Origin of the sequence: Microbacterium sp. LMX7-1.2 (genome assembly GCF_040675935.1) — a bacterium.
Classification (GTDB): Bacteria; Actinomycetota; Actinomycetes; order Actinomycetales; family Microbacteriaceae; genus Microbacterium.
Genome location: NZ_JBEGIL010000001.1, coordinates 2156235 through 2182987 on the forward strand (window position 1 = coordinate 2156235; position 26753 = coordinate 2182987).

General features: G+C 69.9%; 29 protein-coding genes. 7 read left to right on the forward strand and 22 right to left on the reverse strand.

Annotation, left to right across the window (positions count from 1 at the left end; genetic code table 11):
- Nucleotides 1-97: 97 nt before the first annotated feature.
- The 3 genes from MRBLMX7_RS10480 to MRBLMX7_RS10490 all read right to left on the reverse strand — a co-directional run bounded on the left by MRBLMX7_RS10480 (nt 98) and on the right by MRBLMX7_RS10490 (nt 2978).
- Entirely contained in the window at nt 98-922 is an 825-nt protein-coding gene (locus MRBLMX7_RS10480; protein ID WP_363368268.1) for a hypothetical protein, read from the reverse strand.
- A gap of 72 nt (nt 923-994) precedes the next feature.
- Entirely contained in the window at nt 995-2308 is a 1314-nt protein-coding gene (locus MRBLMX7_RS10485; RefSeq protein WP_363368270.1) for a sensor histidine kinase, read from the reverse strand.
- Nucleotides 2301-2978: a response regulator transcription factor gene (locus MRBLMX7_RS10490; protein ID WP_363368272.1), complete on the reverse strand. Its 678-nt coding sequence runs from the start codon at nt 2976-2978 to the stop codon at nt 2301-2303. The genes MRBLMX7_RS10485 and MRBLMX7_RS10490 overlap by 8 nt, the downstream gene beginning before the upstream one ends.
- A 111-nt stretch (nt 2979-3089) precedes the next feature.
- On the opposite strand from MRBLMX7_RS10490, the gene MRBLMX7_RS10495 reads away from it, so the two are divergent.
- A complete protein-coding gene (locus MRBLMX7_RS10495) occupies nt 3090-3977 on the forward strand; it encodes a hypothetical protein (protein ID WP_363368274.1) in 888 nt (295 codons plus the stop codon).
- An 11-nt stretch (nt 3978-3988) separates the two neighbouring features.
- Here MRBLMX7_RS10495 and MRBLMX7_RS10500 read toward each other — a convergent pair whose 3' ends face one another.
- Entirely contained in the window at nt 3989-4531 is a 543-nt protein-coding gene (locus MRBLMX7_RS10500) for a putative immunity protein (RefSeq protein WP_363368276.1), read from the reverse strand.
- Nucleotides 4528-4968, reverse strand: coding sequence for a DUF6194 family protein (locus MRBLMX7_RS10505; RefSeq protein WP_363368278.1), 441 nt, complete (start codon nt 4966-4968; stop codon nt 4528-4530). Before MRBLMX7_RS10505 ends, MRBLMX7_RS10500 begins: the two co-directional genes overlap by 4 nt.
- 62 nt (nt 4969-5030) lie before the next feature.
- On the opposite strand from MRBLMX7_RS10505, the gene MRBLMX7_RS10510 reads away from it, so the two are divergent.
- Nucleotides 5031-5735, forward strand: a complete 705-nt coding sequence (locus MRBLMX7_RS10510) for a MerR family transcriptional regulator (protein WP_363368280.1) — start codon at nt 5031-5033, stop codon at nt 5733-5735.
- A 135-nt stretch (nt 5736-5870) separates the two neighbouring features.
- On the opposite strand, the gene MRBLMX7_RS10515 is transcribed toward MRBLMX7_RS10510, so the two are convergent.
- Nucleotides 5871-6074, reverse strand: coding sequence for a CDGSH iron-sulfur domain-containing protein (locus MRBLMX7_RS10515; RefSeq protein ID WP_050723611.1), 204 nt, complete (start codon nt 6072-6074; stop codon nt 5871-5873).
- Nucleotides 6071-7105 (reverse strand): iron-containing redox enzyme family protein, encoded by a 1035-nt coding sequence (locus MRBLMX7_RS10520; RefSeq protein ID WP_363368281.1) that lies wholly within the window; start codon nt 7103-7105, stop codon nt 6071-6073. Before MRBLMX7_RS10520 ends, MRBLMX7_RS10515 begins: the two co-directional genes overlap by 4 nt.
- Nucleotides 7106-7195: 90 nt before the next feature.
- Here MRBLMX7_RS10520 and MRBLMX7_RS10525 point away from each other — a divergent pair, with 90 nt between their 5' ends.
- Entirely contained in the window at nt 7196-7762 is a 567-nt protein-coding gene (locus tag MRBLMX7_RS10525) for a hypothetical protein (protein ID WP_363368283.1), read from the forward strand.
- 26 nt (nt 7763-7788) lie between these two features.
- Here MRBLMX7_RS10525 and MRBLMX7_RS10530 read toward each other — a convergent pair whose 3' ends face one another.
- From MRBLMX7_RS10530 to sigJ, 14 genes are all read right to left on the reverse strand, one after another.
- Nucleotides 7789-8238, reverse strand: coding sequence for a carboxymuconolactone decarboxylase family protein (locus MRBLMX7_RS10530; protein ID WP_363368285.1), 450 nt, complete (start codon nt 8236-8238; stop codon nt 7789-7791).
- A 167-nt stretch (nt 8239-8405) separates the two neighbouring features.
- Nucleotides 8406-9167, reverse strand: coding sequence for an HpcH/HpaI aldolase family protein (locus MRBLMX7_RS10535; RefSeq protein WP_050723615.1), 762 nt, complete (start codon nt 9165-9167; stop codon nt 8406-8408).
- 32 nt (nt 9168-9199) lie between these two features.
- Nucleotides 9200-9997, reverse strand: a complete 798-nt coding sequence (locus MRBLMX7_RS10540; RefSeq protein ID WP_363368287.1) for a carbon-nitrogen hydrolase family protein — start codon at nt 9995-9997, stop codon at nt 9200-9202.
- Nucleotides 9994-10911 carry a LysR family transcriptional regulator gene (locus MRBLMX7_RS10545; RefSeq protein WP_363368289.1) on the reverse strand — a complete coding sequence of 306 codons (918 nt, stop codon included), beginning with the start codon at nt 10909-10911 and terminating at the stop codon, nt 9994-9996. The genes MRBLMX7_RS10540 and MRBLMX7_RS10545 overlap by 4 nt, the downstream gene beginning before the upstream one ends.
- A gap of 2 nt (nt 10912-10913) precedes the next feature.
- Nucleotides 10914-12599, reverse strand: a complete 1686-nt coding sequence (locus MRBLMX7_RS10550) for an ABC transporter ATP-binding protein (RefSeq protein ID WP_363368291.1) — start codon at nt 12597-12599, stop codon at nt 10914-10916.
- Complete coding sequence (locus MRBLMX7_RS10555; protein WP_363368293.1) at nt 12596-13441, reverse strand: ABC transporter permease; 846 nt, start codon at nt 13439-13441, stop codon at nt 12596-12598. The genes MRBLMX7_RS10550 and MRBLMX7_RS10555 overlap by 4 nt, the downstream gene beginning before the upstream one ends.
- A complete protein-coding gene (locus MRBLMX7_RS10560; protein WP_363368295.1) occupies nt 13438-14391 on the reverse strand; it encodes an ABC transporter permease in 954 nt (317 codons plus the stop codon). The genes MRBLMX7_RS10555 and MRBLMX7_RS10560 overlap by 4 nt, the downstream gene beginning before the upstream one ends.
- Before the next feature lie 7 nt (nt 14392-14398).
- Nucleotides 14399-15979, reverse strand: coding sequence for an ABC transporter substrate-binding protein (locus tag MRBLMX7_RS10565; protein ID WP_363368297.1), 1581 nt, complete (start codon nt 15977-15979; stop codon nt 14399-14401).
- Between the two features lie 310 nt (nt 15980-16289).
- On the reverse strand, nt 16290-16895 hold the full coding sequence (locus tag MRBLMX7_RS10570; RefSeq protein ID WP_363370880.1) for an HD domain-containing protein: 606 nt from the start codon (nt 16893-16895) through the stop codon (nt 16290-16292).
- A gap of 208 nt (nt 16896-17103) precedes the next feature.
- The gene (locus tag MRBLMX7_RS10575; protein ID WP_363368299.1) at nt 17104-18489 is read right to left on the reverse strand and encodes an LLM class flavin-dependent oxidoreductase; all 1386 of its coding nucleotides are present in this window, start codon (nt 18487-18489) and stop codon (nt 17104-17106) included.
- Nucleotides 18490-18645: 156 nt separating this feature from the next.
- Nucleotides 18646-19374, reverse strand: coding sequence for a nicotinamide riboside transporter PnuC (gene pnuC / locus MRBLMX7_RS10580; RefSeq protein ID WP_363368301.1), 729 nt, complete (start codon nt 19372-19374; stop codon nt 18646-18648).
- Nucleotides 19371-19919: a GNAT family N-acetyltransferase gene (locus tag MRBLMX7_RS10585; RefSeq protein WP_363368303.1), complete on the reverse strand. Its 549-nt coding sequence runs from the start codon at nt 19917-19919 to the stop codon at nt 19371-19373. Before MRBLMX7_RS10585 ends, pnuC begins: the two co-directional genes overlap by 4 nt.
- Nucleotides 19920-19999: 80 nt before the next feature.
- Nucleotides 20000-21199: a hypothetical protein gene (locus MRBLMX7_RS10590; RefSeq protein WP_363368305.1), complete on the reverse strand. Its 1200-nt coding sequence runs from the start codon at nt 21197-21199 to the stop codon at nt 20000-20002.
- Nucleotides 21200-21236: 37 nt separating this feature from the next.
- Entirely contained in the window at nt 21237-22163 is a 927-nt protein-coding gene (gene sigJ, locus MRBLMX7_RS10595) for an RNA polymerase sigma factor SigJ (RefSeq protein ID WP_363368307.1), read from the reverse strand.
- A gap of 161 nt (nt 22164-22324) precedes the next feature.
- Between sigJ and MRBLMX7_RS10600 the strand changes: the two genes are divergently transcribed.
- Both MRBLMX7_RS10600 and MRBLMX7_RS10605 read left to right on the forward strand, forming a co-directional pair.
- Nucleotides 22325-23080, forward strand: coding sequence for an SDR family oxidoreductase (locus tag MRBLMX7_RS10600; RefSeq protein WP_363368309.1), 756 nt, complete (start codon nt 22325-22327; stop codon nt 23078-23080).
- Nucleotides 23081-23150: 70 nt separating this feature from the next.
- Nucleotides 23151-24500, forward strand: a complete 1350-nt coding sequence (locus tag MRBLMX7_RS10605) for an HNH endonuclease (protein WP_363368311.1) — start codon at nt 23151-23153, stop codon at nt 24498-24500.
- 123 nt (nt 24501-24623) lie between these two features.
- On the opposite strand, the gene MRBLMX7_RS10610 is transcribed toward MRBLMX7_RS10605, so the two are convergent.
- Entirely contained in the window at nt 24624-25541 is a 918-nt protein-coding gene (locus MRBLMX7_RS10610; protein WP_363368312.1) for a DUF808 family protein, read from the reverse strand.
- A 170-nt stretch (nt 25542-25711) separates the two neighbouring features.
- On the opposite strand from MRBLMX7_RS10610, the gene msrB reads away from it, so the two are divergent.
- The gene (msrB, locus tag MRBLMX7_RS10615) at nt 25712-26206 is read left to right on the forward strand and encodes a peptide-methionine (R)-S-oxide reductase MsrB (RefSeq protein WP_363368314.1); all 495 of its coding nucleotides are present in this window, start codon (nt 25712-25714) and stop codon (nt 26204-26206) included.
- Nucleotides 26203-26745 (forward strand): peptide-methionine (S)-S-oxide reductase MsrA, encoded by a 543-nt coding sequence (gene msrA / locus MRBLMX7_RS10620; protein WP_363368316.1) that lies wholly within the window; start codon nt 26203-26205, stop codon nt 26743-26745. The genes msrB and msrA overlap by 4 nt, the downstream gene beginning before the upstream one ends.
- Nucleotides 26746-26753: the final 8 nt, after the last annotated feature.

Sequence of the window (26753 nt, forward strand, 5' to 3'; positions counted from 1 at the left end):
CGCCGCGCACGACCGTGCCGCCGACCTCGGGCGGTCGGCGGCACGGTTCCCCGGGGGGGGAGGGGACGGATGCCGGGCGGTGCGCCGCGGCATCCGGTCAGTCGTCGGTGTCGGTCCCGACGACGGCGAAGTCGGCGCTGAAGTCGATCTCGATCGAGCGCCGGTCGTCGGTCACGACGCGGACGTCGTAGGGGCTGGAGGTGTCGTCGTCGGCGTCGAGGTCGGTGAGGAGCCCGTCGGCCTCGTCGAGCGCGGCTGCGACGAGCGCGCGGATGGCCGCCTCGTCGAGCACGTGGGTCGGGGCGGTGTCGTCGTCGTCCTCGTCGTCGGAGGACACCACGGTCGCGGTGCCGTCGGCCGTGACGCGCACCTCGGTCTCACCTCCGGTCGATCCGGTGAGCTGGACCTCCCAGGACCCGTCGCGCTTGGCGTCGATCGAGGTGACCTCGCCGTCGGCTGCGCCTCGCGCGGCGTTCGCGATCTCGACGATCTCGTCGGCGGAGTCGGAGCCGATGCCGGTGACCGGTCCGCCGGCGCCGGGCCCGCCGGGGCCGTCGTCGCGAGGACCGTCCCCTGGTCGGTCATCCTGACCCTGGCCTCGGTCGCCGCGGTCCTGGTCGTCGTCGCGCGGGCCGTCCGAGAACGGGGCGCGGTCGTCGTCGTGCTCGTCCGCGATCGCGGCGCCGACGGCGATGCCGCCGCCGACGAGGATCACGGCGGCCGCGATGCCTCCGCCGATGAGCAGGCCACGGGTGAGGCCGGTCTTCTTCGGAGCGGCGGCCTGAGCGGGCGCCGCATCGGCGGCGGGCTGCTCGGCGATCGGCGTCTGCGGCTGAGTCGGGAGGTCGGATGCCGGGGCGACGGGAACCGTCGGCGCATCCGGGGTCGAGGATTCGTCCGGGGTGGGGTTCTTGTCGTTCATGTCTCCGATGGTGCCCGGGGAGCGCTGAAGCGTTCCTGAAACGACCTGAAGACCTCTTCAGGATGCGGAGCGTCAGGCCGACGGGAGGCGGACGACGAACCGCGCACCGCCCCAGCGCGAGTCGTCGATCGTGACGGTTCCGCCGCTCGCGGTGGCGATGCCGCGCGCGATCGCGAGCCCGAGGCCGCTGCCCCCGGCATCCCTGCTGCGTGCCTCGTCGAGACGGACGAACCGCTCGAAGATCCGCTCGCGCTCCGCGGGAGGAACACCGCGACCGTCGTCCTCGACCGTGACGGACACGGTCCCCGCGGACTCCGTCACCCCGATCGCGATCCGCCCGACGCTGTGCCGGGCGGCGTTGTCGGCGAGGTTGCGCAGCAGCTGTCCCATCAACCGCGGATCCGCGTGCACTCGCGCCGCCTGGATCCCCGAACCGTCGACGTCGAGACCGCGCGCGCGGAGCCGCCGCACCTCGCTCAGGGCGACGTCGTCGAGGTCGACCGATTCCGTGAGGCTCGTCGCTCCTTCGTCGAGGCGGGCGAGCAGCAGCAGCGACTCCACGATCCCCTGCAGCCGCAGGCCCTCGTCCGACACGACCTCGGCCAGCTCGCCGATGCTCGTGGTCGCGGGGTGCGCCTGGGCGAGTTCGGCGTGCTGACGGATCGTCGCCAGCGGGGAGCGCAGCTCGTGCGAGGCATCCGAGACGAACCGCCTCTGAGCGGTCGCTGCGGCGTCGAGCCGATCGAGCATGCCGTTCATGGTGGTGGCGAGCGCGGCGATCTCGTCGGCAGACGCCGGCACCTCGACCCGTCGGTGGAGGCGCTCTGCGGTGATGCCGTCGACCTCCTCGCGGATGCGGGTCACCGGTCTGAGGGCGCGCCCGACCACCAGCCAGGTCGTGATCGCCACGAGGACGAGCAGCAACGGCACCGCGACCGCGAGCAGCAGCGCGACGGTCTGCAACGCGTCATCGTCGTCGTCGAGCGGCACCGCGAGCACAAGGGTCTCGTCGCCCTTGAGATCCTCCGACACGACGAGCATCGGCTTGTCGTCGATCGTCACGGTGCGGGGGTCCTCGCCGAACGGCAGGGGCGTGGTTCCCATCTCGTCCTGCGCCTCCTCGCTTGCGGCCCGCACGGCTCCGCTGCGATCGATCACCTGCACGATCTCGTCGTCCAGCATGCCGATCTCGCGACCTCCGGGTCCGTCGAGGCGGTCGCCGAGTTCTTCCGCGCGCTGCTCGGCGGCGCGCTCCGCATTGGAACGCAGGCTGGCGCCCAAGATGCCGTAGAACGTGAACGCCCCGACCAGCAGCGCCACCGCGACGACGGCGGTCGCGCCGAGAGTCGTCCTGCCGCGGACGGAGCGCCAGCCGCGACTAGCCACCGTCGGCCGCCAGTCGATACCCCGCGCCGCGGATCGTCTCGATCGCCTCCCGGCCGAACGGCTTGTCGAGCTTGCGGCGCAGATGGCCGACGTACACCTCGACGATGTTCGGGTCTCCGTCGAAGTCGTCGTCCCATACGCCGTCGATGAGCGCCCGCTTCGACAGCACCTGGCCGCGATGGCGCATCAGGTGCTCGAGCACCGCGAATTCACGGGCGGTCAGCGGGATGAGGGTGTCGCCGCGCCACACGCGGTGCGCGGCGGGATCGAGGCGGAGGTCGCCCGCCTCGAGGATCGTCGGACGAGCGACGGCTCCGCGCCGCACGAGGGCACGCAGACGGGCGACGAGGATCGCGAAGGAGAACGGCTTGGTGACGTAGTCGTCGGCCCCGGTCTCAAGTGCCTCGACCTGGTCCCACTCGCCGTCCTTCGCGGTGAGCATGAGCACGGGGGTCCAGTTCTCCTCGGCGCGCAGAGCCTCGCAGACCTTCCAGCCGCTCATGCCGGGCATCATGAGGTCGAGCACGATCGCGTCGTAGCGGTTCTCGCGTGCACGCCACAGGCCGTCGACGCCGTCGTGGGCGACGTCGACCGCGAAGCCCTCGGCTTCGAGGCCTCGGCGCACGGCATCCGCCAGACGCACCTCGTCGTCCACCACCAGGATCCGCATGCCTCCAGTGTGGCGTGCGCACGCTGAATCAGGGCTGAAGCCGCGGCGTCTGCGACAATCGGGGCATCGGCGGGGGACACGCCGTGTCTCTGACGCGAAGGGGATCGCGAAGTGGATGCTGTCGAGGAGCCGCCCTCCGGTCATGGGCCGCAGGAGTTCGCCGATGCCCTGCGAGACGCCGTACGGCGACGGGGTGTCTCGTTGCGCAGCCTGCAGCAGCGGCTGCGGCATCGGGGCCATGAGGTCAGCGTCGCGACGCTGTCGCTCTGGCAGTCGGGGGCCCGGCGGCCGGGGACGGACGCGTCGGCGGACGTGGTGCGCGAGCTGGAGGAGCTGCTGGGCCTGCAGGAGGCGGCGCTGGCCGGGCTGCTGACCCGGCGTCGGCGGGTGCCGGAGGACCGCAACGTGCCGTTCGCGAGCTTCGTCGGCCTCGGCCACAACGAGGTCACCGACGAGGGAGCCTCGCGCGAGCTGTCCGAGCGGTCGGCGATGATGATCTCGTACATCGATGCGAGCGGTCAGCTGACGCGCAATGTCCTTCGCAACGCCTGGCAGGCACGGATCGACGGCGCCCAGGAGGTCGCGGCGTTCACCACCATCGAGCCGGCGGAGGTGGCGGCCCCCGTGCTCCGCGGGCTGATCGGATGCGAGCTGGTCGACATCGTCGTCGACTGGCAGCAGCGGCTCGTACGGCCCACCGTGCGGTTGCATTCTCCCCTGCAGCGCGGCGAGATCGCGATGACGGAATGGGAGACGACGGATCATCGATACGAGCCCGGAGCGACCAGTACGGTGCAGGGTCTGGTCGCGGTGCGCCCCGAGGTCGAGGTCGGCGTGTTCATCTACTTCGATCCGGAGTTCCTCCCCCGACGCTGCGTCGTGACCGTGCAGGAGGACGGACCGGAGCGCAGCTTCACCGTGCCGCTCGTCGGGAACAGCGCGTCGCATGTCGAGTTCGATTTCGGCCCGGGCAGCATCGTGCTCGAGTGGGAGTGGTGAGCGTTCGGTCCTCAGGGTCGCAGCCGTGCCTGGATCGCGCGGACGGCATCGCCGCGGACTCCTCGCGCCAGCAGTCCCGGCCCGAGGGGGCCCGTCCCGTCGTCGCCGAGCAGGGGGAGTCGACCGAGAGCCGTCGTCGATGCGTGGTCGAGCAGACGCAGCTGCGCATCGATCTCGTCGGAGGCCTGCTCCGGCGCGCTGAGGCTCACGGCCTCGATCGCGTAGGCCGCCGCGCCCAGGGCGTGCGCGCCCATGTGAGCGACACCGGCCGCTTGGGCGGCGGATCGCGCTGCGGCGACTCCCGCCGGGGTCGTCGCGCTCGCCGCAGCACGTCCCGCCTCGAGTCGGCGGCGGATCTGGCCCGCGGTGTCGAGTTCTCCGCGGCCGTAGGCCCGGGCTCGGGCGATCGCGTCGCGTGGTCGGTCGTCGTCGGGTGCGTCCCGCTCGAACAGCCAGAGCACCCGCTCCGCGCAGGCGGCCGCCCACAGGGCGAGCAGGCGTCGTTCGGGTTCGGGCAGAGTCTGCGGAGACAGCCGCTTCGCGGGGCCGGTCACCGGGAGCGCCGTTCCGAGCGCGCGCGAGCGGCGTCGTGCGCCTCGCTCAACAGGGCGAGGACCGTCGACGATGTGCGCGCGCCCGGCGCGACGACGCTCACCCAGCCGGCGTCGCCGTAGAGCGGATGCCGCACGATGACGTCTCCGTCGGACGGGTCCGACGCGGGGTCGGCGAGATCGTGCACGCGGTCGCGCCCGACGTGGATGTTGACGCGGAACCGTCCTGAGAGGTCGAGGGAGGATGACGTGTCGTCGGGGTAGTCCTTCGTGATGATCGTGGCGTACGGCTGGGTGCGCTCCGGCATCCGTCCGTCGGGTGCGTGGTAGAAGAACGCATCGCCCACGGCGAGCGGTGGGAACGTGCCGCCCGGTTCGGGGACGATCACGAGTGAGCCGTCGAGCCCGCGGATGTGTCGGATGATCGTCTGCATGTCCATTCCTCAATGATGAAGTTGACGTGCTTATGTGGACTCCGAGTCCGGAAAGACGGGAGCTGAGCATGGAAGACCCTCAAGTCGTCCACACGACCGCGCAGCTGGGTCGGCTCGTCGGCTACTCGACGCAGCAGGTGCGCGACCTCGAACGGCTGGGCGTGCTGCCGCGAGCCGACCGTGGTGCGAACGGCTACCGCCGCTACGGGGGCCGTCATGCCGTCGCGCTGCGCGCCTACCGCGATCTCGCCGCGGCGATCGGCCCGGTGCCCGCGCGGATCCTCATGCCCGAGCTGATCGCGGCCACGCTCGACGGCGCGGCTGAGCGCATCGATGCGCTGCACGCGGAGCTCGCCGAGGAGCGCCGGCGGGTCCGGGAGGCGCTGCGCGGGCTGGACGCTGCGGTGGCCGACGTCGACGACGTGTTCGAGGATGCCGACGCGATGACGATCACCGAGCTCTCCGTCGCGCTCGGCGTGCGCGCATCGGCGCTGCGGCACTGGGAGCGCGAAGGCCTTGTGCGACCGAGCCGGACCTCTGTCGTGCGCTCATACGGATCCGCCGCGATCACCGAGGCGCGCATCGTGGCCGCGCTGCGCGCGGGAGGCTACGGGATCCCGCTCATCGCGGGCGTGCTCGACCAGGTGCGCGAGCACGGTCTCACGGCCGATGCGGAGCGGGTGCTGACCGAACGCCTCGCGGCGCTCTCGCAGCGCAGCGTGAAGCTCCTCGCCGCGGCCGGAGCGCTGCACGATCTCCTCCTCGACCTCTGATCCCGGGGTCTCGCGGCACAGGGGCGCACGCAACGAAGGAGATCTCCCGTTCGGAAGGAGCGGATGCGGGAATTCGTCCTTCGGAACGCGAGATCTCCGCCCGACCGGGTGCGGCGAGAGACGCCGATGACGACGTCACACGTCGGTGCGGAACCCCGCGGCCTTATGCGTGCCGTCGCAGAACGGCTTGATCGTCGACAGCCCGCAGCGGCACAGCGCGACGGTGCGGCGTCGCTGCTCGACCGGCGTGCCGTCGTCGCCGAGAAGGTCGACCCGACCTCGCACGAGCAGCGGCCCGTCGGGGTAGGCCGTGATGGTCACCTCGTCCTCGTGGCTCATCGTCCCGCCCCGGTCCGCAGCGCGGACTCCCCGCGCTGCCAGGAGTCGAGCATGTGGCCGGCCGCCCATCCGTCGACGGCCAGGCACGCGGCGGCGCCGAACATGATGTCGGGCAGCAGCTCGGGCTGGTCCTCCGCGAGCGCCCCGGCGAGGTCACGGGCGGCGATCTGTTCGTGCACGGCATCCGCTTCGACGTGCTCGTCGAAGTAGTCCGTCACGTCGTCGCCGTACTCGAGACGCCGGAGCCCTTCGGCGTAGAGGCGGTTCGGGATCGACGAGGTCATCTCGAACGCGGCGAGGTGGCCGACGATCGAGCCGACGAGCCTCCGGTTCAGGCCGAACAGCGACATGGTGTTGTGCGAGGCGAGCGTGATCGCGGGGGCATCGTCGACGTAGGTGCCGTAGGCGTCGTCGAGACCCGCACCGCGCATGGCGCGCGCGAAGATCTCGGCGTGCACGCGGTCCGGCCGACCGCCGCCGTACTCGTCGGACTGGATCTCCACCAGCGCCGCCTTCGCCCGGCCGTGCAGTCGCGGGATCGCCCAGGAGTGCGGGTCGGCTTCGCGGAGCGTGTAGATGGATCGCAGCATGAAGAACTCGGTGGACTGGTCGCGCGTGGCCTTCTTCGCGAGGTACCGCGAGAGGCTCGGTCCCGTGTCGGCCTCGGCCAGCGCGAACAGGGCGCGTCCGACGGCATCCATCGAGGGCTCGGGCAGGTCGGGCGTCGGGACGGATGCGCGCAGCGCGGCCTCGAACGCGGCCTCCAGCGTGAGACGCGTCGCGATCAGCTCGGCATCCCATTCGCGTGCCGGGTCCAGGCCGGTCAGCGATCCGTACGACGAGGCGTACAGGAGGAAGAGCGCGAGTTGCACGTCGTCGTCGCGGACGATGTCGGTCGTCGTCGCGAGCGCGCCGGTCGCGACCTCGGAGGGCGGGATGTCGGCACGTCCCTGCAGCTGCGCCAGCACGGCCTCGCTGATCGGGCCGCGGGCGGCGATGCTGTCGAGCGCGGAGTGCGCGAGCACGGTCATCGGGAGCTCCCATCGATCGGATCTCCGCAGTCTCGCCGTCGCACCGGGTTCGCAGAAGGGTCTTGACGCCGCGGTCGATGAGGCGCACAGATGCTCGCCCGCACCGCCGACCTGTGGTTGCATGACGACATGAGCGTGACGCGAGGCGGCCGGCAGGGGCGGATGCGGGTGCCGACTGCGGTCGCCCTGATGACGGCGACGGCACTGCTGATCTGCGGATGCGCGGTGGCCGCGCCGGGCGCCGGCGCGAGCGCGAGCCCGATGCCCACCGCGGCCTGCCCGCAGGTCGAGGGGATCGACCTGCCGCCCGAGTGCGCGCCCTACGATCCCGAGCACAGCATGGCGCAGAACGATCGGCACCGCGAGCGGATGGAGATGCCCGAGGGTGCGCAGGCCGCGGCCGACGACGCCGCCTCCCAGCTGCGGACGTCGCTCGAGAGCATCCGCTCGTCGGGGGCGATCTCGGCCGAGGCCGTGGAGGACGCCGCACGCGATGCGGGACTGTCCGACATCACGGCGCGCGGCGATTCGGGCGCGGTGGAGTTCGGTGCTGCGGCGCCCGACGGCGGCTGCGTGTTCGGCGGGGTCAACGCGGATGCGGTCAGGGTCGAGGTCGGCGGGTACATCCTCGACGGCGGCTGCCTGCCCGCGCAGTGACCCCGGCGCCGCCCGAGCGCGGCGCCCTACGGGTGCACCGGGTAGTGGCTCGAGATCGCGATGCGGTTCCAGCTGTTGATCACGACGGCGAGCCAGGTCACGGCCGCGATCTGCTTCTCGGAGAGGATGCCGTCGACGTCGACCCCGCGGTCGACGAGACGCCCGTGGTCGCCGATCATCGTCACGTGCTCGGCGATCTGCAGCGCGGCCTGCTCCTCGGGGCTGAAGTACTGCGACTCCCACCAGCCGGCGACCACGGCGAGCCGATCCGCGGTCTCGCCCGCAGCGATCGCGTCGGCGCAGTGCATCCGCAGACAGAACGCACAGCCGTTGAGCTGCGACGCCCGCACCTTGACCAGCTCGACGAGCAGCGGCGACAGCCCGGCGTCCTTCCCCGCGGCCACGGCCTGGTCGTTGAAGTCCAGCATGGCTTTGTACGGGCCCGAGTAGGTCTTGCCGATGTTCACGTGCGACACGTCTTCTCCCTCGTCGATGGGGGCGCGGAGTGCGCCTCCCCTCTGATGACGACGCGGGATGCCGGGTTGTGAGGTCGTTCGTAGATGGAAAACGCCTCCGAAGCGACGGCTTCGGAGGCGTTCTCCATCTCTCACCCCTTCCGACGGGGGAGGGGGCGTGGCGGGGGTCAGGACGAGACGGTGACGGAGGCGTCGGCGATGAGCCCGTCCATGAGGGCGCGGGCGTTGCCGTAGCCCTCCGAGATCGCGGCGTGCTGCATGGTCAGCAGCACGTAATCGGCGTTCTCCTTGATAGCGAACTCCTTCTCGACGGTCGTCCAGGCGGGGAGCACCCAGGGCTTGTCGTTCGCGCGGGCGGCGGCGATCACCCGGCGGAAGTCGTCGAAGTCCGCCTCGGTCTGCCGGTACGCGCCGCGACCGCTCATGGCGGCGAGGTCGCCGGGGCCGATGAAGATGCCGTCGACGGTCGGCAGCGCCGCGATCCCCTCGACGTCCTGCAGGGCGCGGGGGTCCTCGACCATCGGGAAGACCTTGATGTCGCGGTCCTGCGCGGCGATCCACTCGTCCGAGTAGCCGCGGTAGCCCATGGTGCGGCCGCCCGCGAGGCTGCGGGAGCCGAGCGGCGGGAACTTCGCGAAGTCCGTGATGCGCTTCGCGTGCTCGAGACCCTCGATGTGCGGGATGATGACGCCGTCGGAGCCGAAGTCGAGGGCCTGCTGGATCGCGCCGCGCTCGGGCACGAGCACCTTCGAGAGCACTTCGAGGCCCAGGCCCTTGAGCAGCGGGATGAACCGCTCGAGGATCGCGAGGTCGAACGAGCCGTGCTCGATGTCCAGCACGACGAAGTCGTAGCCGAGGCCCGCGACGATCTCGCCGATCGCGCTGCTGCCGTCCGAGAGCCAGGCCCCCTGCTTGAGTGTGTGAGTCATGATGTTCCTTTCGGTGGTGCGGGGTGGCGGCGTCAGACGGATGCGACGACGGTGAAGCGGCGGTTGGCGAGCGAGGGGTTCACGGCGCGCACCTGCGCGATGCGGGCCGGAGTCGCGTCGGCGACCGCGATGCCGCTCGACTCCCCGATCTCGCCGAGCGTGATCCCCATCGGGTCGACGATGATGCTGCCGCCCGTGCCGACGCCGGGGCCCTGGGAGACGGCGGCGACGTACAGGGTGTTCTCGATCGCGCGGGCGCGGGCAAGCGTGTTCCAGTGGTCCTCCTTGCGGGCCCCGGGCATCCATGCGGCGGGGTACAGCAGCAGGTCCACGCCGGCGTCGGCGTGCTCGCGTGCGACCTCGGGGAAGCGGAGGTCGTAGCAGGTCAGCATCCCCACCTTCACGTCGTCGATCGTGAAGGTCACGGGGCCCTCGATGTCCCCCGGGCGGATGTGGTCGGATTCGAGGAACCCGAACGCGTCGTACAGGTGGAGCTTGTGGTAGACCCGCGACAGGCCCTCGTCCGGGGTGACGAGCACGAGGGTGTTGTAGCCGCGCGGCTCGTCGTCGATGCGCTCGAGCATGCCCGCGACGATCGCGACGCCCGTTCGTCGCGACAGCTCGGCGAGACCGGTCACGAACGGGCCGTCGAGAGCCTCGCCCTGCTCGACGAACGCCGAGTCGAGGTTCGGCACGTCGTACATCGCGAACTCGGGGAACACGACGAGACGTGCGCCGCTGGCCGCCGCCTCCTCCGTGAGCCGGGTGATCTCCGCGAGGTTCGCGGCCTTGTCGTCGCCCGAGACCATCTGGCCGATCGCGAACTTCATGATGCTCCTTCTTTCGAGATGAGGCTCTCCGGGATGGAGAGCTCGGTGATGCAGTGCTGCACGAACGCCCGGCCGACCGCGTCGAGGCGACGGTCGAACCAGGAGATCGAGGTCGTGAGTCCCACCGAGGGGTTCACGAGGGTGCGGTAGACGACGTTGTGCTGGGGGATGTCCGACAGGGACTTAGGGATGAAGCACACGCCCATCCCCGCCGACACCATCGCGGCCTGGTCGAGGTACGAGCCCATGACCTCGAGCGATCGCGGGGAGAACCCGGCGCGCATGCAGGCCGTGACGACCGCGTCGTACCCGGTGGGGTTCGCGGTGCGCGGGCCCTGCAGGATCCGCTCGTTGCGCAGCATCGCGAAGTCCACCTCGTCGACGTCGGCGAGCTGGTGGTCGTCGGGCAGCGCGACCAGGTACTCCTCGCCGAACAGGGCGGTCGAGGACAGGTCCTTCAGATCCGGCTCGGTCAGCAGGATCGCCACGTCGATCGACCCCTGCTCCAGCTCGTCGACCAGCAGCGAGGTGGGGATGCTGCGCACCTGCACGGTCGCGGTCGGATGCGCGCGGATGAACTGGCGCACGGCGCGCGCCGGCGAGCTGAACATCATCGCCGGCACGATGCCCACCCGGACGCGGCCGAACTCGTGACTGCGCTGGTCGTCGAGCAGCTGGGTGATGTGCTGCATCGCCTCCAGCACCCGACGGCAGCGGTAGTAGAACTCGCGGCCGGCCTCGGTCGGCGTGATCGGTCGCGTCGTGCGGTCGATCAGCGCGACGCCGACGTCCTTCTCCAGGCGCGAGATCTGCTGCGACAGGGCCGGTGCCGTGATGAAGAGGCTGTCGGCGGCCTGCTTGAAGCCCCCGGCATCCACGAGCGTGACGAAGAGCTCGAGCCGTCGCGTCTCCATGGCTAGCCCCTCCTCAGGGCGAGGCGCTCTGCGCGTCGCACCCGCTGGATCTCGGGGTCGGGCACAGGGGCGGCCGCGATCAGCCGCTTCGTGTACTCGTCCGTCGGGTGGTGCAGCACCTCCTCGGTCGGCCCTTCCTCGACCACGTCGCCGTGCCGCAGCACCACCACGCGGTTCGACAGGGTCTCGACGACCGAGAGGTCGTGGCTGATGAACAGGCACGAGAAGCCGAGCTCCCGTTGCAGGGCCAGGAACAGGTCGAGCACCTGCGCCTGCACCGACACGTCGAGCGCCGAGGTCGGCTCGTCGGCGATCATCAGCACCGGATCGGTCGCGATCGCGCGGGCGATGCCGATGCGCTGACGCTGCCCGCCGGAGAGCTCGTGCGGGTAGCGGTCCGACCAGTCGGGGTTGAGCTGCACGCGCTCGAGCAGCTCCTTCGCGCGCGCCCGCCGCGCCCGGGGATCGCGCACGAGCCCCTGCCACAGCAGCGGGTCCGAGATCGCCTGTCCGATCGTGCGGCGGGGATTGAGCGAGGATGCCGGGTCCTGGAACACCATCGTGACGTGGCGCCGCAGCTGCCGCAGTGCACGACCCGGTCGGCCGGTGATGCGCTCGCCGCGGACCTCGAGCGTGCCCTCGGTCACCGGCAGCAGACCGATCGCGGCCTTGCCGATCGTCGACTTGCCCGATCCGGACTCGCCGACCAGGCCGACGATCTCGCCGCGCTGCACCTCGAGGTCGATGCCGTTGATGGCCTGGAAACCGGGGCGCCGCCAGCGTCCGGGGTAGCGGATCACGGCCTCCTGCAGCCGCAGCACCGTCTCGGGCAGGGGCGTCGTGGCCGTGACGCCGTCGATGCGGAGCTTGTTGTTCGCGGCCGACAGGAAATCGTCGGCCTTGCCCAGGTGCGGGACCGCGGCGAGCAGCGCCTGCGTGTACGGCTCCTTCGGGGTCTTGAACAGCTCGGCCGACGGGGCCTCCTCCACGACGCGACCGTCCTTCATCACGACGACCTCGTCGGCGACGTCGGCGACCACGCCCATGTCGTGCGTGATGATGAGCACGGCCATGCCCATCCGCTCCTGGATCTCGGCGATCAGGTCGAGGATCTCGGCCTGCACCGTGACGTCGAGCGCCGTGGTGGGCTCGTCCGCGATGAGCAGGTCCGGCTCGGACGAGATCGCCATCGCGATCATGGCGCGCTGGCGCTGACCGCCCGAGAGCTGATGGGGATAGTGGTCGACCTTCTCCTCGGGGGCCGGCATGTGCACGTCGCGCAGCAGCTGCACCGCGCGCTCGCGCGCCACCTTGTAATCGAGGTCGTGGTGGCTCGTGAGCGCCTCGATCAGCTGGTGGCCGATCGTGTACACGGGGTTCAGAGCGGTCATCGGCTCCTGGAAGATCGTCGCGATGCGGGATCCTCTCAGCGGCCGCAGCCCCTTGTCGCGCATAGGCACGAGGTCGACGCCGTCGAACAGGATGCGGCCGGTGCGGCGCGCGTTCGGCGGCAGGAGGTCGAGGATCGACATCGCGGTGACCGACTTGCCCGACCCGGACTCGCCGACGAGCGCGAGAGTCTTGCGCCGATCGACGCTGAACGACACGTCGTAGGTGACCTGACGCCAGCCGTCCGGGGTGGCGAACTCGACGGACAGGCCGTCGACCTGCAGCAGCGGTTCGTTCATGAGCGCTTCTTCGCTTTCGGGTCAAGGAGGTCGCGGAGGGCGTCGCCGAGGATGCCGAACGCGAGGATCGTCAGCACGATGACCGCGCCGGGAACGAGCAGCACGTGCGGATCGGTCGTGAGGTACCGCTGGCCGGCCGCGACCATCGAGCCCCAGGACGGCGTGGGCGGGACGACGCCGAGGCCCAGGTAGCTGAGCCCGGATTCCATGAGGATCGCGGCCGCCATCGTGAGCGAGAACTGCACGATGATCGGCGCGGAGACGTTCGCGAGCACCGTGCGGAACAGGATCACGACGGTCGGGGCGCCGAAGGTGCGCGCTGCATCGACGTACTCCTCGCGCTTGGTCGACAGCACCTGCCCGTAGGTGATGCGGGCGAAGATCGGCGCGAACAGCACACCCATCGCGATGATGAGGGTGACCGGCCCCGGACCGTACAGCGTGACCGCGAGGAGCGCGAGCACGATGGGCGGGAACGCGAGGATCACGTCGACGATCAGACGCATCGTGACGACCTCGGTGAGGCCGTTGAAGTACGCGCCGAGCAGGCCGAGGAGCGTGCCGAGAACCGTCGCGAGCACTGTGGCGCCGAGGGCGATGAACAGCTCGACCTGCGCGCCGAACATGATGCGCGAGAGGATGTCGCGGCCGAGCTCGTCGGTGCCCAGCAGATGTCCGGGGCTGAACATCGGCTGCAGGCGGATCGCCACGTTCTGCGCGATCGGGTCGTAGGGCGCGAGCAGAGGTGCGAACGCCATGAGCACGAGGATCACGACGAGGTACACCACCATGACGGTGCGCAGCGGGGTGATCGCCTGACGGAGGCGGGGGCTGAGTTTCATGCTCGCCTCACTCGGGGGTCGAGGATTCCGTAGATGATGTCGACGACGATGTTGATCGCGATGAAGAGCATCGCGATCACGATCACGACGCCCTGCACGACCGGGTAGTCGCGGGTCGTGACGCCGTCGACGAGGAGGCTCGAGAGGCCCGGGTAGTTGAACACCCGCTCCACGAGCACCGTCGATCCGAGCAGGGTGCCGAAGCCGATGCCGACGACCGTGACCACCGGGGTCAGGGAGTTGCGCAGCACATGGCGGCGGAACACCGTCATCGGGGCCAGGCCGATGGACTTGGCGGTGCGCACCCAGTCCTGCGTCTGCACCTCGAGCACGGCCGACCTGGTCATGCGGGCGATCTGCGCCGCGAAGCCGACCGCGAGCGAGATCGCCGGAAGCGTGAGGCTCTTGATCGCCCCGAGGAAGTCCTTCGAGGGATCGACGTAGCCGCCGGCCGGGAAGAGGCCGAGCGTGATCGAGAACACGAGGATCAGCACGGCGCCGAACACGAACACGGGCAGGGCCACGCCGATCGAGCTGAGCGCGGTCACGAGCGTGTCGACCCAGCCGCCGCGTCGGGCCGCGAGGGCTCCCATCGCGACGCCGATGACGATCGAGAGGATCGTCGCGTAGGCCACGAGGAGGAGCGTGCGGGGGAGTCGGGCGCCGATCGCCTCGAGCACGGGCTGCGAGGTGCGGAACGACTCGCCCAGGTCGCCGGTGAAGACGCCGCCGAGGAACGAGAAGTACTGGGTGAGCAGCGGCTGGTTGAGCCCCAGCTGCTCACGGAGCGCCGCGACGGCCTCCGGGCTGGGCGCCCCGCCGTCGCCCGTGCTGAGCAGCAGCACGGCGGGGTCGCCCGGAACGAGTTGCAGTGCGGAGAAGATGAGGGTGAGGACCAGCAGGACCAGTCCCACCCCCATCGCCAGCCGCTTCGCGATGAAGAGGATCACGGCAGGGTCACTCCACGGAGGCGTGTGCGAGGTTCAGCGAGCTGTAGAACACGAGGAACCCGGGAAGGGTCTCGAAGCCCTTCACCTTGTCGCTGTAGGCGTAGGCCTGCTCACGGGTGTTGATCGAGGCGAACGGCACGTCCTCGGCCCAGATGTCGGCGATCTCCTCGTAGATCGCCTTCTTGCCGGCGTCGTCGTCGGCGGCGCGGAGTCCCTCTTCGATGAGTCCGCGCAGCGTGTCGTTGGAGTAGCCCCAGCCGACGTTGAAGTTGCGGCTGTCGACCACCCAGTTCAGCAGGTAGGACGGGTCGGTGATGACGCCCGCGTCACCCGAGACGGCGAGGTCGTACTCGCCCGCGTTGCCCTTGCTGACGCGCGTCGACCAGTCGGGGGCGTCGAGCGTGACGTCGATGCCGACCGCGCGGAGGTCCTCCTGCACCGACAGCGCGTTGTCCTGCAGGAAGGTGTACTGCGAGGTCGACAGCAGCGTGGCGGAGAAGCCGTCCGGGTAGCCGGCATCCGCGAGCAGCTCCTTGGCCTTCTCGGGGTCGTAGCTCCACAGCTCCCCGGCCTTCGGGTCGTATGCGGGGTCGTCCTCGGGGATGACGATCCCGTCGAGCGGGGCGCCGTTGCTCTGGAACGCCGCGGTCACCGCGTTCTCGCGGTTGAGCGCGTACGCCACGGCCTGGCGCACCTTCGGGTCGGCGAACGGGCCGTCCGTCACGTTGAACTGCACGTACTGGAACGGTCCCTGCTGCGCATCGACCGTGAGCCCGGCATCCGCGACCCGCTGGAAGTTCTCCCACGGCACGTACTCGATCATGTCGACGTCGCCGCTGAGCAGTGCGTTCGTGCGGGCTTCGCCGTCGGGGTAGAACTTCACCTCGATGCTGTCGAGGGAGACCTCGTCGGCGTCGTAGTAGGCGTCGTTCTTCTCGACCGTGAGCCCGATGCCCTGGTCGAGGTTCGTCATCTCGAAGGGACCGGCGCCGACCCAGTTGGGGGTGTCGGGGTTGAGCGAGGCGTCGGGCACAATCGCCGCGAACGGCAGCGCGAGGTACTGCAGGAACGCGGTGTTCGGCTGGGCGAGCGTGATCGTCACGGTGTCGCCGTCGGCGGTGATGTCGGTGATGTCCTTGAGGCCGGCGGCGAGCTGCGAGCCGTTCGCCGGGTCGCGGTAGTAGTCGAGGGAGTTCTTGACGTTCTCGGAGGTGAGCGGGGAGTCGTCGCTGAAGGTCAGGTTGGGACGCAGCGTGAACACGTAGCTCGTGGGATCGCTGGTGTCGACCGACTCGGCCACACCCGGCACGACCGCCCCGGTCTCGTCGTAGGTCATGAGGCCGCGGTGCACCATCGTGAGCAACTGGTTGACCGCGCCGCCCTGCTGCATGCCGGTGATGGGGGTCGCGGGATCCGCGGAGAGACCGAACGTCAGGGTCTGCGCGCCGCCCTCGCCTCCGGAGTCGCCGGCATCACCGGAGCCGCCGCAGCCGGCGAGGACGAGGACGGATGCTGCGCCGAAGGCGACGGCGCCGATCCAACGGGCGGAGGTGCGTGTGGGACGACGGAGGTGCGGAGATGCGGGCATGACGAAGTCCTTCCATGGCGCGCACGGGCGCCATCGCTCGAGGTGTCACGAATCACGGAGCGTCGTCATCGACGGCTCCGTTGCTCGTCGGGGGGTGAAGGTCGGGTGGTGGGTGTGACCCTTCGTGATCGATTATGTCGACCGGTCACATAAGTCGAAAGTTCGACTTCGCATAGTGAGATAACGAAATGCTTAACGTGCTGCGCCCACCAGGGCTTTTCCCGTCACGAACGGTGTCGAAAGATGGAATACGCCTCCGAATCCCGATTCTCCGAGGCGTTTTCCATCTCTCGTGGTGGTGCCGCTGACGTCAGACGAGGGACTCGAGCGGGTTGTCGCGGAGCTTTCGCTCGACCCCGCCGTCGACGAGGCGGCACGCGGCGCTCGACGGCTTGCGCTCGGCCTGGTCGACGACCGCGGTGCCGAACTCCTGCGCGAGCTCGAGGCGCGGGTAGGCGTCGAGGACCTCGCGGCGGAAGTCCTCGGGCAGAACGTCGGGCCGCGCGCCCGAGATGTCGAGGCCCGTCGCGATCTCGAGCAGGTACCCCTCGGCATCCTCCGCGGGGTCGACACTCGGCAGGTTGTGTGCGACGATCACGTCGAGCACACGGTGCCGCCGCGCCGCATCCCACCCGGCCCCCGCGGTCAGCGCGATGCCGACATGCCCGCCCGCGTGCTCGTACGCGAGGGTGTGGTTGTCGAACTCGGGGGCGAGGCCGATGTCGTGCAGGAGCGCAGACACGTAGAGCAGCTCGTGGTCGACATCACGGCGGCCCTCGACCTGAGCGAACGCCTCCGCCCACAGCCACGACCGCGTGACGTGGTTCACGATCGTCGGCGAGTGGTACTCCTGAGCGAGGGTGAGCGCCCCGCGGGCGGCGGCGGTGTCGGGCACGGGGAAGTCGGCGATGCGCATGGCGTCAGTCTCGCTCGGCGTCGAAGATCCCACGAGCGTCCCGACCGCCAGCATCCCTCCGATTCCGGACATCGGGCGACTCGGCGCAGCGCCGGGCACGACTTCGGAGCCCGGTCCCGACACGCCGCGCGCACCGACTCCTGCACGGCGTGTCGCGGCATCCGCTCCGAAGCTGTGCCCGCGCGGATGGATGCCGGTGACCGATCTCTCAGGCGACCGGCGTCTGCGCCGCCACCCGGTACCGGGCAGCGCGGTGGGAGTCCTGCACGCGGTCGCCCTTGCCGTGGAGCTTGTGGCGCAGCGTGCCGGGCGTGTACTCCTCGGGGTAGGCGCCGCGCTCACGAAGCACCGGGATGACGTGCTCGATGACGTCCTGCCAGGTGCCCGGCGTGACGGCGTAGGCGAGGTTGAAGCCGTCGATGTCGGTCTCCTCGACCCAGGACTGCAGCTCGTCGGCGATCTCCTCGCCCGAGCCGACGATCGTGGGGCCGAGGCCGCCGATCGCGTTGTGGCGGCCGAAGTCGCCGACGGTCCACTCGCGGCCGAGGTCCGCCTCCTCCTTGAGATGCTGCAGCACCGACTGGATCGCGTTCGACTCGACGTTCCCCACCGGCTCGTCCTCCTCGTACTGCGACAGGTCGACACCCATCCAGCCGGACATGAACGTCAACGCGCCCTCCGGGCTCGCGTACGACAGGTACTCGGCGTGCTTCGCCGCGGCATCCTCGCTCGTCGCTCCGGTGATCACCGTGAGCAGCGTGTAGATGCGAGCGTCGTAGCGGTCGCGGCCGGCGGCCTCGAGGGCGTCGCGGATGCGCTTCACGGTGCCCGCCAGCACCTCCTTCGAGGGGGCGGCGACGAAGATCGCCTCGGCGTTCTCCGCCGCGAACTTCACCCCGCGGGGGCTCGCGCCCGCCTGGTAGATCACCGGCGTTCGCTGCGGCGAGGGCTCGGAGATGTGGATGCCGGGGACGCTGAAGTGCTTCCCCTCGTGGCCGATCGGGTGCACCTTCGACGGGTCGGTGAAGATGCCGCGTTCGCGGTCCTCGACCACGGCGTCGTCCTCCCACGACCCCTCCCACAGCTTGTACAGCACCTCGACGTACTCGTCGGCGTGGTCGTAGCGGTCGTCGTGCGCGAGCTGGTCGGTCTGGCCCATGTTGCGCGCGGCGCTGGGCAGGTAGCCGGTCACGACGTTCCAGCCGACGCGGCCTTGCGTGAGGTGGTCGAGCGTGCTCAGGCGACGCGCGAACGGATAGGGATGCTCGAACGCGGTGCCCGCCGTGACCCCGAAGCCGAGGTGCTCGGTCACGGCCGCCATGGCGCTCACGAGCAGGATCGGGTCGTTCACGGGCACCTGGGCGCCGTTGCGGATCGCGGCCTCGTTCGTACCGCCGTACACGTCGTAAGTGCCGAGCACGTCGGCGATGAAGATGCCGTCGAAGGTCGCGCTCTCCAGCAGCTTCGCGAGGTCGGTCCAGTACGAGATCGTGTTGTACTGGCGCGAGCGGTCGTCGGGGTGCCGCCACAGGCCGGACGACTGGTGGGCGACGCAGTTCATGTCGAAGGCGTTGAAGCGGATCTGACGGGTCATGCCGTCTAGAAGACCCTGTCGACCCGTGTTCCGGCCACTGCCGGCGACACACGACGACACATTCCGGGCTTCAGGATGGTGGCCGACACGTCAGATGCCGGGCCCTTTCGCCGGATCGGTCCGACATCTGGCGTGTCGGCCCCCGGGGCGCGGGACTCAGCGGCGGCGTCGGCCGGTGCGGATCGGCTGCGTGACGGGACGCGGATCGGGCATGAGCGTGTCGACCTGGGGTTTCGCGTTCGCCTGCGCACGGCACCAGACCACGAATCCCACGGCCGTGAAGACGCCGTAGAACACGTACATGAACCCGGTCGCGTAGAAGCCGGCGGCGAAGAGCAGCGGCACCCCGACGACGTCGACCGCGATCCAGATGAGCCAGAACTCGGTCCAGCCCTTCGCCATGCCGTAGGTGGCGAGCAACGAGCCGACGAAGGTCCACGCATCCGCCCACACGGGCTCGTACGAGCCGAGCATGCGGAACAGGGGTGTGAGCGCCACCGTGCCGATCACGAGGACGAGCACGAGGCCGATCCGGGCGCTGGTCGGCGCCCACCGGGGAGTCACCCGACCGTCGTCGCTCGACGCCTGCTTCCACCGGATCCAGCCGTAGATCGCGACCGCGATGAACATGATCTGTCGCCCTGCCTGGCCGAGCAGGTGCGGCAGCTCGTGATCGGGGTTCAGGATCGTGCCGAGGAACACCGTGAGCAGCAGCACGTTGCCGATGATGCCGACCGGCCACGCCCACACCTTGCGGCGCATGCCGCCCAGGGCGCTGGCCAGACCGAAGGCGTTGCCGACGACCTCGCGCACCAGCAGCGTCTGGCCGCCGGGAAGCTGCCACTGCGAGTTGAATGCGTCGACGAGCCAGAGAAGGAGGTTCACCGGGCGTCCTCCGCAGGAGCGGGCAGCTCGGGCGGGAACGGCCGGTCGTCGAGCACCAGCTGCAGGAACGTGAGGTCGAGCCAACGGCCGAACTTGGCGCCGACCTGCGGCATCCGTCCCACCTGAAGGAAGTCGAGACGCTTGTGCAGCACGATCGACGGGAGGTTGCCGCTCTCGACCGCGCCGACCATCACATGGATGCCGAGGCGGCGCGCGCGGTCGATGAGCTCGACCATCAGCAGCCGTCCGATCCCGCGGCCGCGCTGGTCGCCCCGCACGTACACGGAATGCTCGACCGTGTGGCGGTACCCGCTGTGCGGGCGCCAGTCGCCGAACGACGCGTATCCGACCACGCCCGTCTCATCGGTCGCGACGATCACCGGGAAACCCCGCTCGCGCCGGGCCGCCAGCCAGGCGGAGCGGTCGGCGACGTCGACGGCCTCCTCGTTCCAGATCGCCGTCGTGTGCACGACGGCGTCGTTGTGGATCGCCGTGATCTGCTCGAGGTCGGTCTCCTCGGCATCCCGGATGTGGGGGTCGCTCATCGGGTCTCCTGCGTCCGCGCTCGGGTGCGCAGGGACGACGCTAGCAGGATGCCGGGGTGCTGGTGCTCACGGCATCCTGCCTATCGAGCGGAGCCGAGGACGTCGCGCACGACGATCGCCCGTCGCATGTCGGCCATGATCGGATCGAAGAACCGCTCGCGGTAGCGGGCCTCGCTCACGGCGGAGAACACGAAGGGCAGCGTGGCGATGAGCGACAGCAGGGTGGTCGCCTTGAGCAGGTTCACGGTGATCGGCAGGGTCGTGTCGCCGATGCGCCACGGTTCGACCGCGAGCGGCTGAGTGGCGTTGCCGGTGCCGACCCAGAGCTCGACGATCCCGATCGGCACCGCGATGCTGCCGATCACGACGAGCAGCGCGCACAGCAGGGCGGCGAAGAACAGCGCCTGGACGAGCTGGGCGAACGTCATGGCGAGCAGGATGTTCAACCGCTGCGGTGCGCGCAGGCGACGACGGGGTGCGGCTCCAGCGTCGCGGTGCTCGGCGGGGGTGTCGACGATGAGCGCGGCGCGCTGCTCGGGAGTGGGCGCCTGCGATCCGTCGTCGATCTCGGAGGCGCTGACGCGCAGCACGACGACGGTCGCGAGAGCCGCGACCACCAGTCCGACGAGAGCGATCGAGCCCCATGAAAGCGCCGAGGCCATCTGCCAGACCTCGGAGGAGAAGAACGCGAAGACGACGAGCATGAGGATCACCGGCAGGGCGATCGACGCCATGTGCCCGATCGCCGCGGCGTTCTGCACCGCCAGACGCGATGCCCAGGAGATGAGCGCTCCGCCGCCCATGCCCGTCACGAGCACGCACAGCGCCAGGATTCCGAGCGTCTCGAGGATCGGACCGACCGTCGCGCCGGGGCTGAACTCGTAGCCGTCGACGACCATCCACACCGCGCACACGACGATCATGACGGTCGCGACGATCGTGCCGACGAGTGCGGTCAGTCGTCTCAGCACGAACCGGGCGAGCAGGTATCCGCCCCAGGCGACGACGATGCCGATGAGCGACATCGCGAGGACCACGATCGCGATGACCAGGTCGTCGTCGTCGTCCCCGTCGGCCACCTCGAGGACGGCATCGAGGGCCACCACGAACACCTCGAGCACGAAGCCGACGACGGCGACCCAGACCACGAGCGGGGCGACGCGCCGGGGAAGGTCGGTGAACCAGCGTCGCAGCGGAACGAACGTCGGCAGACCCTGCTCGCGGAACCAGCGATCGGCGTCGCGCTTCGCGCTCCGAAGTTGGCGGGATGCGGTGGACATGGTGCGAGGATACGACACGACTCTGCTGTCGCTGGGCTCAGCCCTCGGATGCCGGTGCCGCCGCCCACTGCGTGAGCTTGGCCGGGTTCAGCATGATCCACAGGCGCGTGATGCGGCCGTCCTCGACGCGGAAGTCCATGACCGACTGCACCCGCGCGCCGTCGCGGAACACGAGTCCGACACCGTCTCCGCGCGCCTGCTCGGACATCGTGAGCTCCGGATGCTTCGACGCGACGCCGAGCAGGAACCGGGCGACGTTGTCGGCTCCGGACACGACGTTGCGTGCTGCGCTGACGACCCCGCCGCCGTCGCTGCGCAGTTCCACATCGGGGGCGAGGAAGCGGACGAGGCTCGCGACCTCGCCCGTGCGCGTCGCCTCCTGGAACGCGCGGACGACGCGATCGTGCTCGGCGCGGGGCACGGCTGTCGCCCGGTTCTCGCGCACATGGCGTCGGGCGGAGGAGGCGAGCTGGCGCACCGCGGCGGACGAGCGACCCACGGCGTCCGCGATCTCGTCGAACGGCACGTCGAACACGTCGTGCAGCACGAACGCCACACGCTCGGCCGGGGTCATCGCCTCGAGCACCACGAGCAGGGCGGTCGAGACGTCCTCGTCGAGCGTGACGCGGTCGAGCGGATCGGCATCCGAGTCGGGAGCGGTGCGGCGGGGGAGGGCGCCGTGGAAGACGCCGGCGGGCAGCGGTTCGGGCAGCCATTCGCCGACGTACTGCTCGCGGCGACGGCGGGCCGATCCGAGCAGGTCGAGGGCGACGCGGCCGGCCACGGTGGTCAGCCATCCCGCCGGGTTCGCGATCGCCTCGCGCTCCGCATCGTCGAGGCGATACCACCGCAGATACGTCTCCTGCACGATGTCCTCGGCATCCGCCATGGTCCCGGTCATGCGGTAGCCGAGAGCGAGCAGACGTCGCCGTTCGCGGAACACGTCGCTCAACTCGTCGTCCACGTTGGTCCTCTCTATCTGCGCCCGGCGCTCCGCGTGCACGCCTCTGCAGGATATGACGATGTCCCGGGGTGCGGTGTGAGGGCCCGGCCTCACACCGCGCGGCCCTGCGTCGTCATCCTCGTGAGGGGCCCGTGTGCGGCCCGCCGAGGAAAGGGAATCGGATGAGGATCGCCGTCGCAGGAGGAACAGGCGTCGTCGGCCGTCATGTCGTGGCCGCTGCCGAGCGGGCCGGGCACGACGTCGTGGTGCTGGCGCGGTCGCGAGGAACGGACCTGCTCACCGGGCAGGGACTCGCGGGGGCGCTGGTCGGCGCGGATGCTGTGATCGACGCCGCGAACAGCGCCACGACCCTGTCGGCGACGAAGGCCACCGCGTTCTTCGAGACCGCGACGCGCACCCTTCTCACGGCGGAGTCGGAGGCGGGGGTCGGGCATCACGTCGTGCTGTCGATCGTCGGGATCGACGACATCGATGCGTCGTACTACGCGGGCAAGCTCGCGCAGGAGCGGATGGTCGCCGCTGGTGCCGTGCCGTTCACGATCGCGCGCGCGGGGCAGTTCCACGAGTTCGCGAGGCAGCTGCTGTCGGGCATGGGCGGTCCGGTCGCGCTGCTGCCGAAGATCCTCATGCGGCCGGTCGCGGCGCGCGAGGTCGGAGAGCATCTCGTGCGGGTGGCCGAGGGTGGTGCGGCGGGGCGTGCGGCGGACCTCGTCGGACCGCGCGATGAGGTGCTGGCCGACGTGGCGCGGCGGCAGCTGGCTTTCGACGGAGTGCGGCGTCCGGTGGTGGAGGTGCGGTTGCCGGGAGTGTACGGGCGCGGGCTGGCATCGGGATCGTTGCGCGGAGGTGCGGATGCCGTGCGGGGACGGATCACATTCGACGAGTGGTTGCGGAGTGAGGATCACCGGGGTGCGTGACGAGCTCGGGTGGTGCGCTCTGTATTGGCATTCCGTTTCGAGTTTCGAAGGTTTGTTCTAGACTGGGGGTATGTCGAATCCGCATCTTTTCCCCCTTCTGGAGGCCGTTCAGTGCCTTGAGGGTGCGTGGGGTGATGCCGCGAACGGCACTGATCTCTCGCGGTCACAGCTCCTGGCCGCGCACGATGCCGTAGGTGTGCTGCAGCGTCGGTTGGATGGTCTGCATGCGGAGGTCGCGGCGGGGATCGCGCGGGAGTCTCGGCCGGAGCTGGGGTCGGGTGGTCTGGCGAAGGAGCGGGGGTTCCGGTCGCCGGCGGCGTTGATCGCGGCGACGACCGGGGGCTCGAAGGGTGATGCCGCGCGGTTGGTGACGGTGGGGGAGGCGACGGCTCCGCGGGCGAATCTGCTCGGCGAGGTTCTGCCGTCTCGGTATCCGGTGGTGCAGGAGGCCCTGTCGGCGGGGGATCTGAGTGCGGCAGCTGCCGGCGTGATCGTCGCGGTGTTGGACCGGGCGCGCCTGAAAGCGGATCTTGAGCGGGTCGCGGAGGCGGAGCAGCGGTTGGTGTCCCGGGCGGTGGGGCTGTCGTTGGACGATGTCCGCAAGCTCGTCGTGCGGGCGGAGGCGTGGTTGGATCCAGACGGAGTCGCCCCGCGGGAGGAAGAGGCGCGGGGACGGCGGTCGTTGACGATGTTCGAGCGTGATGGGTCGTTGCACCTGACCTTGCAGACGGACGTGGCGTCGGGGGCGCCGATAAAGGCGGCGATTCACGCGTTCGTGGCGGCGACGTTCCAAGCCCGTCAGGATGCGCCGGCCCCGGATGCTCCGGACGCGGATCACCGCAGTGTGGCGATGATCCAGGCCGACGCGCTCACGGCTCTCTGCGAGCACGCCGTGTCGTGCGGAGCGGGCCACCTTCCATCGAGCGGAGCGACCGTGATCGTGCGCGTGTCTCTGGACGACCTCACGACCGGCACCGGCGTCGCGACGATCGACGGCACCGACCAGCCCGTGAGCATCACCACCTGCCGGCGGATGGCGGCGAGTGGCGGGGTGATCCCGGTCGTGCTCGACTCGGCGGGCGAGATCCTGGACTGGGGCCGCGAGAAGCGGCTGTTCACCCGGGCGCAGCGCCTGGCGCTCGTGGAGCGTGATGGCGGATGCGTGATGTGCGGGCTCCCACCCCAGATGACCAAAGCCCACCACCTGCGATGGTGGCACCGCGACACCGGACCGACAGACCTCGACAACGGGGTACTGCTGTGCGAATCGTGTCACCACCGCATACACGACAACGGATGGGACATCCGCATCGAGGGCAGAGGGGTGGCCGCGCGGGTGTGGTTGATCCCACCGGCGTCCGTCGACCCCACCCGCACCCCACGCCTTGGCGGACGAGCGCGCTACGACATCGCCGCCTGAACGCAGGAGGTGCGAAGCCGCGGGTTACCCGCGCGCGACAGTCGTGCAGGCAGGATCCGGCGCGCACGCGTGCCGCGGGGTGTACGGGCATACGGGCATCCGGGCCGACGCCGTGGGCTCAGATCACACGTGCACGTCGGCGGGGGATTCCTCGCCCTCGTGGAAGCTCGGCTTCGTGCCGAACAGCTTCGCGATGCCGAGCACCACCCCGACGATCACGAGACCCGCGACGAGTCCGGCGATCGCCGAGAACAGCGTGTCGCCGATCCAGACGATGAACCCGCCCGCCGGCTCCAGGGCGTGCTCGATCGCATGCAGGATGTCTGCGCCGAAATGCACACCCACCTCGCCGAGGTTCACGAGCAGCAGATGACCGCCGACCCACAGCATCGCGACGGTACCGAGGATGCTGATGAAGCGGAACACCGCCGGCATCGACCGCACGATGCGCGTCCCCGTGTGGCGCACGCGACGCTCGGGGCTCTTCGCCATCTTCAACCCGATGTCGTCGATCTTCACCAGCAGCGCCACCGCGCCATACACGACACCCGTCATCAGGAGCGCGATCACCGCCAGGATCGCGAGCGTCGTCCAGATGTCGAGGCCCGCCTCGAGATTCGCCAGCGAGATGAGCATGATCTCGGTCGAGAGGATCAGGTCCGTCCGCACCGCGCCGAACACGAGCTTCCGCTCGTCGCGCGCACCCTCATCGGCATGGCCGTGCTGCACGCCGAACCACTCGAGCACCTTCTCCGCACCCTCGAAGCACAGGTACGCTCCGCCGAGGATCAGCAGGAACGGCAGCACCCACGGCGCGAAAGCCGTGAGCAGCAGCGCGATCGGGATGATGATGATGAACTTGTTCGCCAGCGAGCCGAGCGCGATCTTCGCCACCACCGGCAGCTCCCGCGCCGGAGTGATGCCCTGCACGTACTGGGGCGTCACGGCGGCGTCGTCGATCACGACCCCCGCCGCCTTCGCCGAGGCCTTCATCGCCGCGCTGAGGATGTCATCGACGACCGCGAGCAGTCCCACCGACATGTGCGTTCTCCCCCGGAGTGAAAGTGCAGACCAGCTGTCTGCAGACGAGACACTCTATCGAGTCCGCCGAAACTCACAGCCCGTTCCCAGCGGAGCGGGACCAAATCCGGCATCCCCTCTGTTCTCCTCTATGACGCCGCAGCCAGCCGCGTCGGACAAGGAGACGGATCATGTCGAACGACTACCGCAAGACCACCGAGGCGGTCAGCGACCTCACCAACCTGCAGTACGAGGTGACGCAGCAGGACGCCACCGAACCGCCCTTCCGCAACGCCTACTGGAACAACCACGACGACGGCATCTACGTCGACGTCGTCTCGGGCCAGCCGCTGTTCTCGTCCACGGACAAGTTCGACAGCGGCACCGGATGGCCGAGCTTCACCCGCCCGATCGACGCCGAGGCCGTCACGACCCGCACCGATCGCACACTCTGGATGACCCGCACCGAAGCCCGATCGACCGGAGCCGACAGCCACCTCGGACACGTCTTCGACGACGGACCGCGGGCTGAGGGAGGCCTGCGCTACTGCATGAACTCCGCCGCCCTGCGCTTCATCCCGGCCGACCGGCTCGAGGAAGAGGGGTACGGTCGCTACAGCACCCTCTTCACCACCCCGGACGCCACCACGTCCGGCACCACCCCCGACACCGAGGAGCAGTCATGACCGACACCGGAACCATCACCCGCACCCCCGGAACCGAGACCGCCGTCCTCGCCGGCGGCTGCTTCTGGGGCATGGAGGACCTCATCCGCCGTCAGCCCGGCGTGCTCGACACTCGCGTCGGCTACACCGGCGGGCAGAACGATCACGCCACCTACCGCAACCACCCCGGTCACGCCGAGGCCGTCGAGATCGTCTTCGACCCGACCAAGACGACGTACCGCGACATCCTCGCGTTCTTCTTCCAGATCCACGACCCGTCGACCCTGAACCGCCAGGGCAACGACATCGGGTCGAGCTACCGTTCGGCGATCTTCCCGCTCAGCCCCGAGCAAGAGACCGTCGCCCGCGACACGATCGCCGACGTCGACGCCTCGGGCCTGTGGCCCGCCAAGGCCGTCACGACGATCGAGCCCGAGGGGCCGTTCTGGCAGGCCGAGGAGGAGCACCAGGACTACCTGATCAAGTACCCCAACGGCTACACCTGCCACTTCCCGCGCGCGGGATGGGTGCTGCCCAAGCGGGAGAGCCCCGCGGTCTGATCACACGA

What these genes read in the sequence shown, in the direction of transcription:
- MRBLMX7_RS10480 (WP_363368268.1), bottom strand. Translation starts at nt 922, where the DNA reads ATGAACGACAAGAACCCCACCCCGGACGAATCCTCGACCCCGGATGCG.
- MRBLMX7_RS10490 (WP_363368272.1), bottom strand. Translation starts at nt 2,978, where the DNA reads ATGCGGATCCTGGTGGTGGACGACGAGGTGCGTCTGGCGGATGCCGTG.
- MRBLMX7_RS10505 (WP_363368278.1), bottom strand. Translation starts at nt 4,968, where the DNA reads ATGGACATGCAGACGATCATCCGACACATCCGCGGGCTCGACGGCTCA.
- MRBLMX7_RS10510 (WP_363368280.1), top strand. Translation starts at nt 5,031, where the DNA reads ATGGAAGACCCTCAAGTCGTCCACACGACCGCGCAGCTGGGTCGGCTC.
- MRBLMX7_RS10515 (WP_050723611.1), bottom strand. Translation starts at nt 6,074, where the DNA reads ATGAGCCACGAGGACGAGGTGACCATCACGGCCTACCCCGACGGGCCG.
- MRBLMX7_RS10520 (WP_363368281.1), bottom strand. Translation starts at nt 7,105, where the DNA reads ATGACCGTGCTCGCGCACTCCGCGCTCGACAGCATCGCCGCCCGCGGC.
- MRBLMX7_RS10525 (WP_363368283.1), top strand. Translation starts at nt 7,196, where the DNA reads ATGCTCGCCCGCACCGCCGACCTGTGGTTGCATGACGACATGAGCGTG.
- MRBLMX7_RS10535 (WP_050723615.1), bottom strand. Translation starts at nt 9,167, where the DNA reads ATGACTCACACACTCAAGCAGGGGGCCTGGCTCTCGGACGGCAGCAGC.
- MRBLMX7_RS10540 (WP_363368287.1), bottom strand. Translation starts at nt 9,997, where the DNA reads ATGAAGTTCGCGATCGGCCAGATGGTCTCGGGCGACGACAAGGCCGCG.
- MRBLMX7_RS10545 (WP_363368289.1), bottom strand. Translation starts at nt 10,911, where the DNA reads ATGGAGACGCGACGGCTCGAGCTCTTCGTCACGCTCGTGGATGCCGGG.
- MRBLMX7_RS10550 (WP_363368291.1), bottom strand. Translation starts at nt 12,599, where the DNA reads ATGAACGAACCGCTGCTGCAGGTCGACGGCCTGTCCGTCGAGTTCGCC.
- MRBLMX7_RS10555 (WP_363368293.1), bottom strand. Translation starts at nt 13,441, where the DNA reads ATGAAACTCAGCCCCCGCCTCCGTCAGGCGATCACCCCGCTGCGCACC.
- MRBLMX7_RS10565 (WP_363368297.1), bottom strand. Translation starts at nt 15,979, where the DNA reads ATGCCCGCATCTCCGCACCTCCGTCGTCCCACACGCACCTCCGCCCGT.
- MRBLMX7_RS10570 (WP_363370880.1), bottom strand. Translation starts at nt 16,895, where the DNA reads ATGCGCATCGCCGACTTCCCCGTGCCCGACACCGCCGCCGCCCGCGGG.
- MRBLMX7_RS10575 (WP_363368299.1), bottom strand. Translation starts at nt 18,489, where the DNA reads ATGACCCGTCAGATCCGCTTCAACGCCTTCGACATGAACTGCGTCGCC.
- MRBLMX7_RS10585 (WP_363368303.1), bottom strand. Translation starts at nt 19,919, where the DNA reads ATGAGCGACCCCCACATCCGGGATGCCGAGGAGACCGACCTCGAGCAG.
- MRBLMX7_RS10590 (WP_363368305.1), bottom strand. Translation starts at nt 21,199, where the DNA reads ATGTCCACCGCATCCCGCCAACTTCGGAGCGCGAAGCGCGACGCCGAT.
- MRBLMX7_RS10600 (WP_363368309.1), top strand. Translation starts at nt 22,325, where the DNA reads ATGAGGATCGCCGTCGCAGGAGGAACAGGCGTCGTCGGCCGTCATGTC.
- MRBLMX7_RS10605 (WP_363368311.1), top strand. Translation starts at nt 23,151, where the DNA reads ATGTCGAATCCGCATCTTTTCCCCCTTCTGGAGGCCGTTCAGTGCCTT.
- MRBLMX7_RS10610 (WP_363368312.1), bottom strand. Translation starts at nt 25,541, where the DNA reads ATGTCGGTGGGACTGCTCGCGGTCGTCGATGACATCCTCAGCGCGGCG.
- msrB (WP_363368314.1), top strand. Translation starts at nt 25,712, where the DNA reads ATGTCGAACGACTACCGCAAGACCACCGAGGCGGTCAGCGACCTCACC.
- msrA (WP_363368316.1), top strand. Translation starts at nt 26,203, where the DNA reads ATGACCGACACCGGAACCATCACCCGCACCCCCGGAACCGAGACCGCC.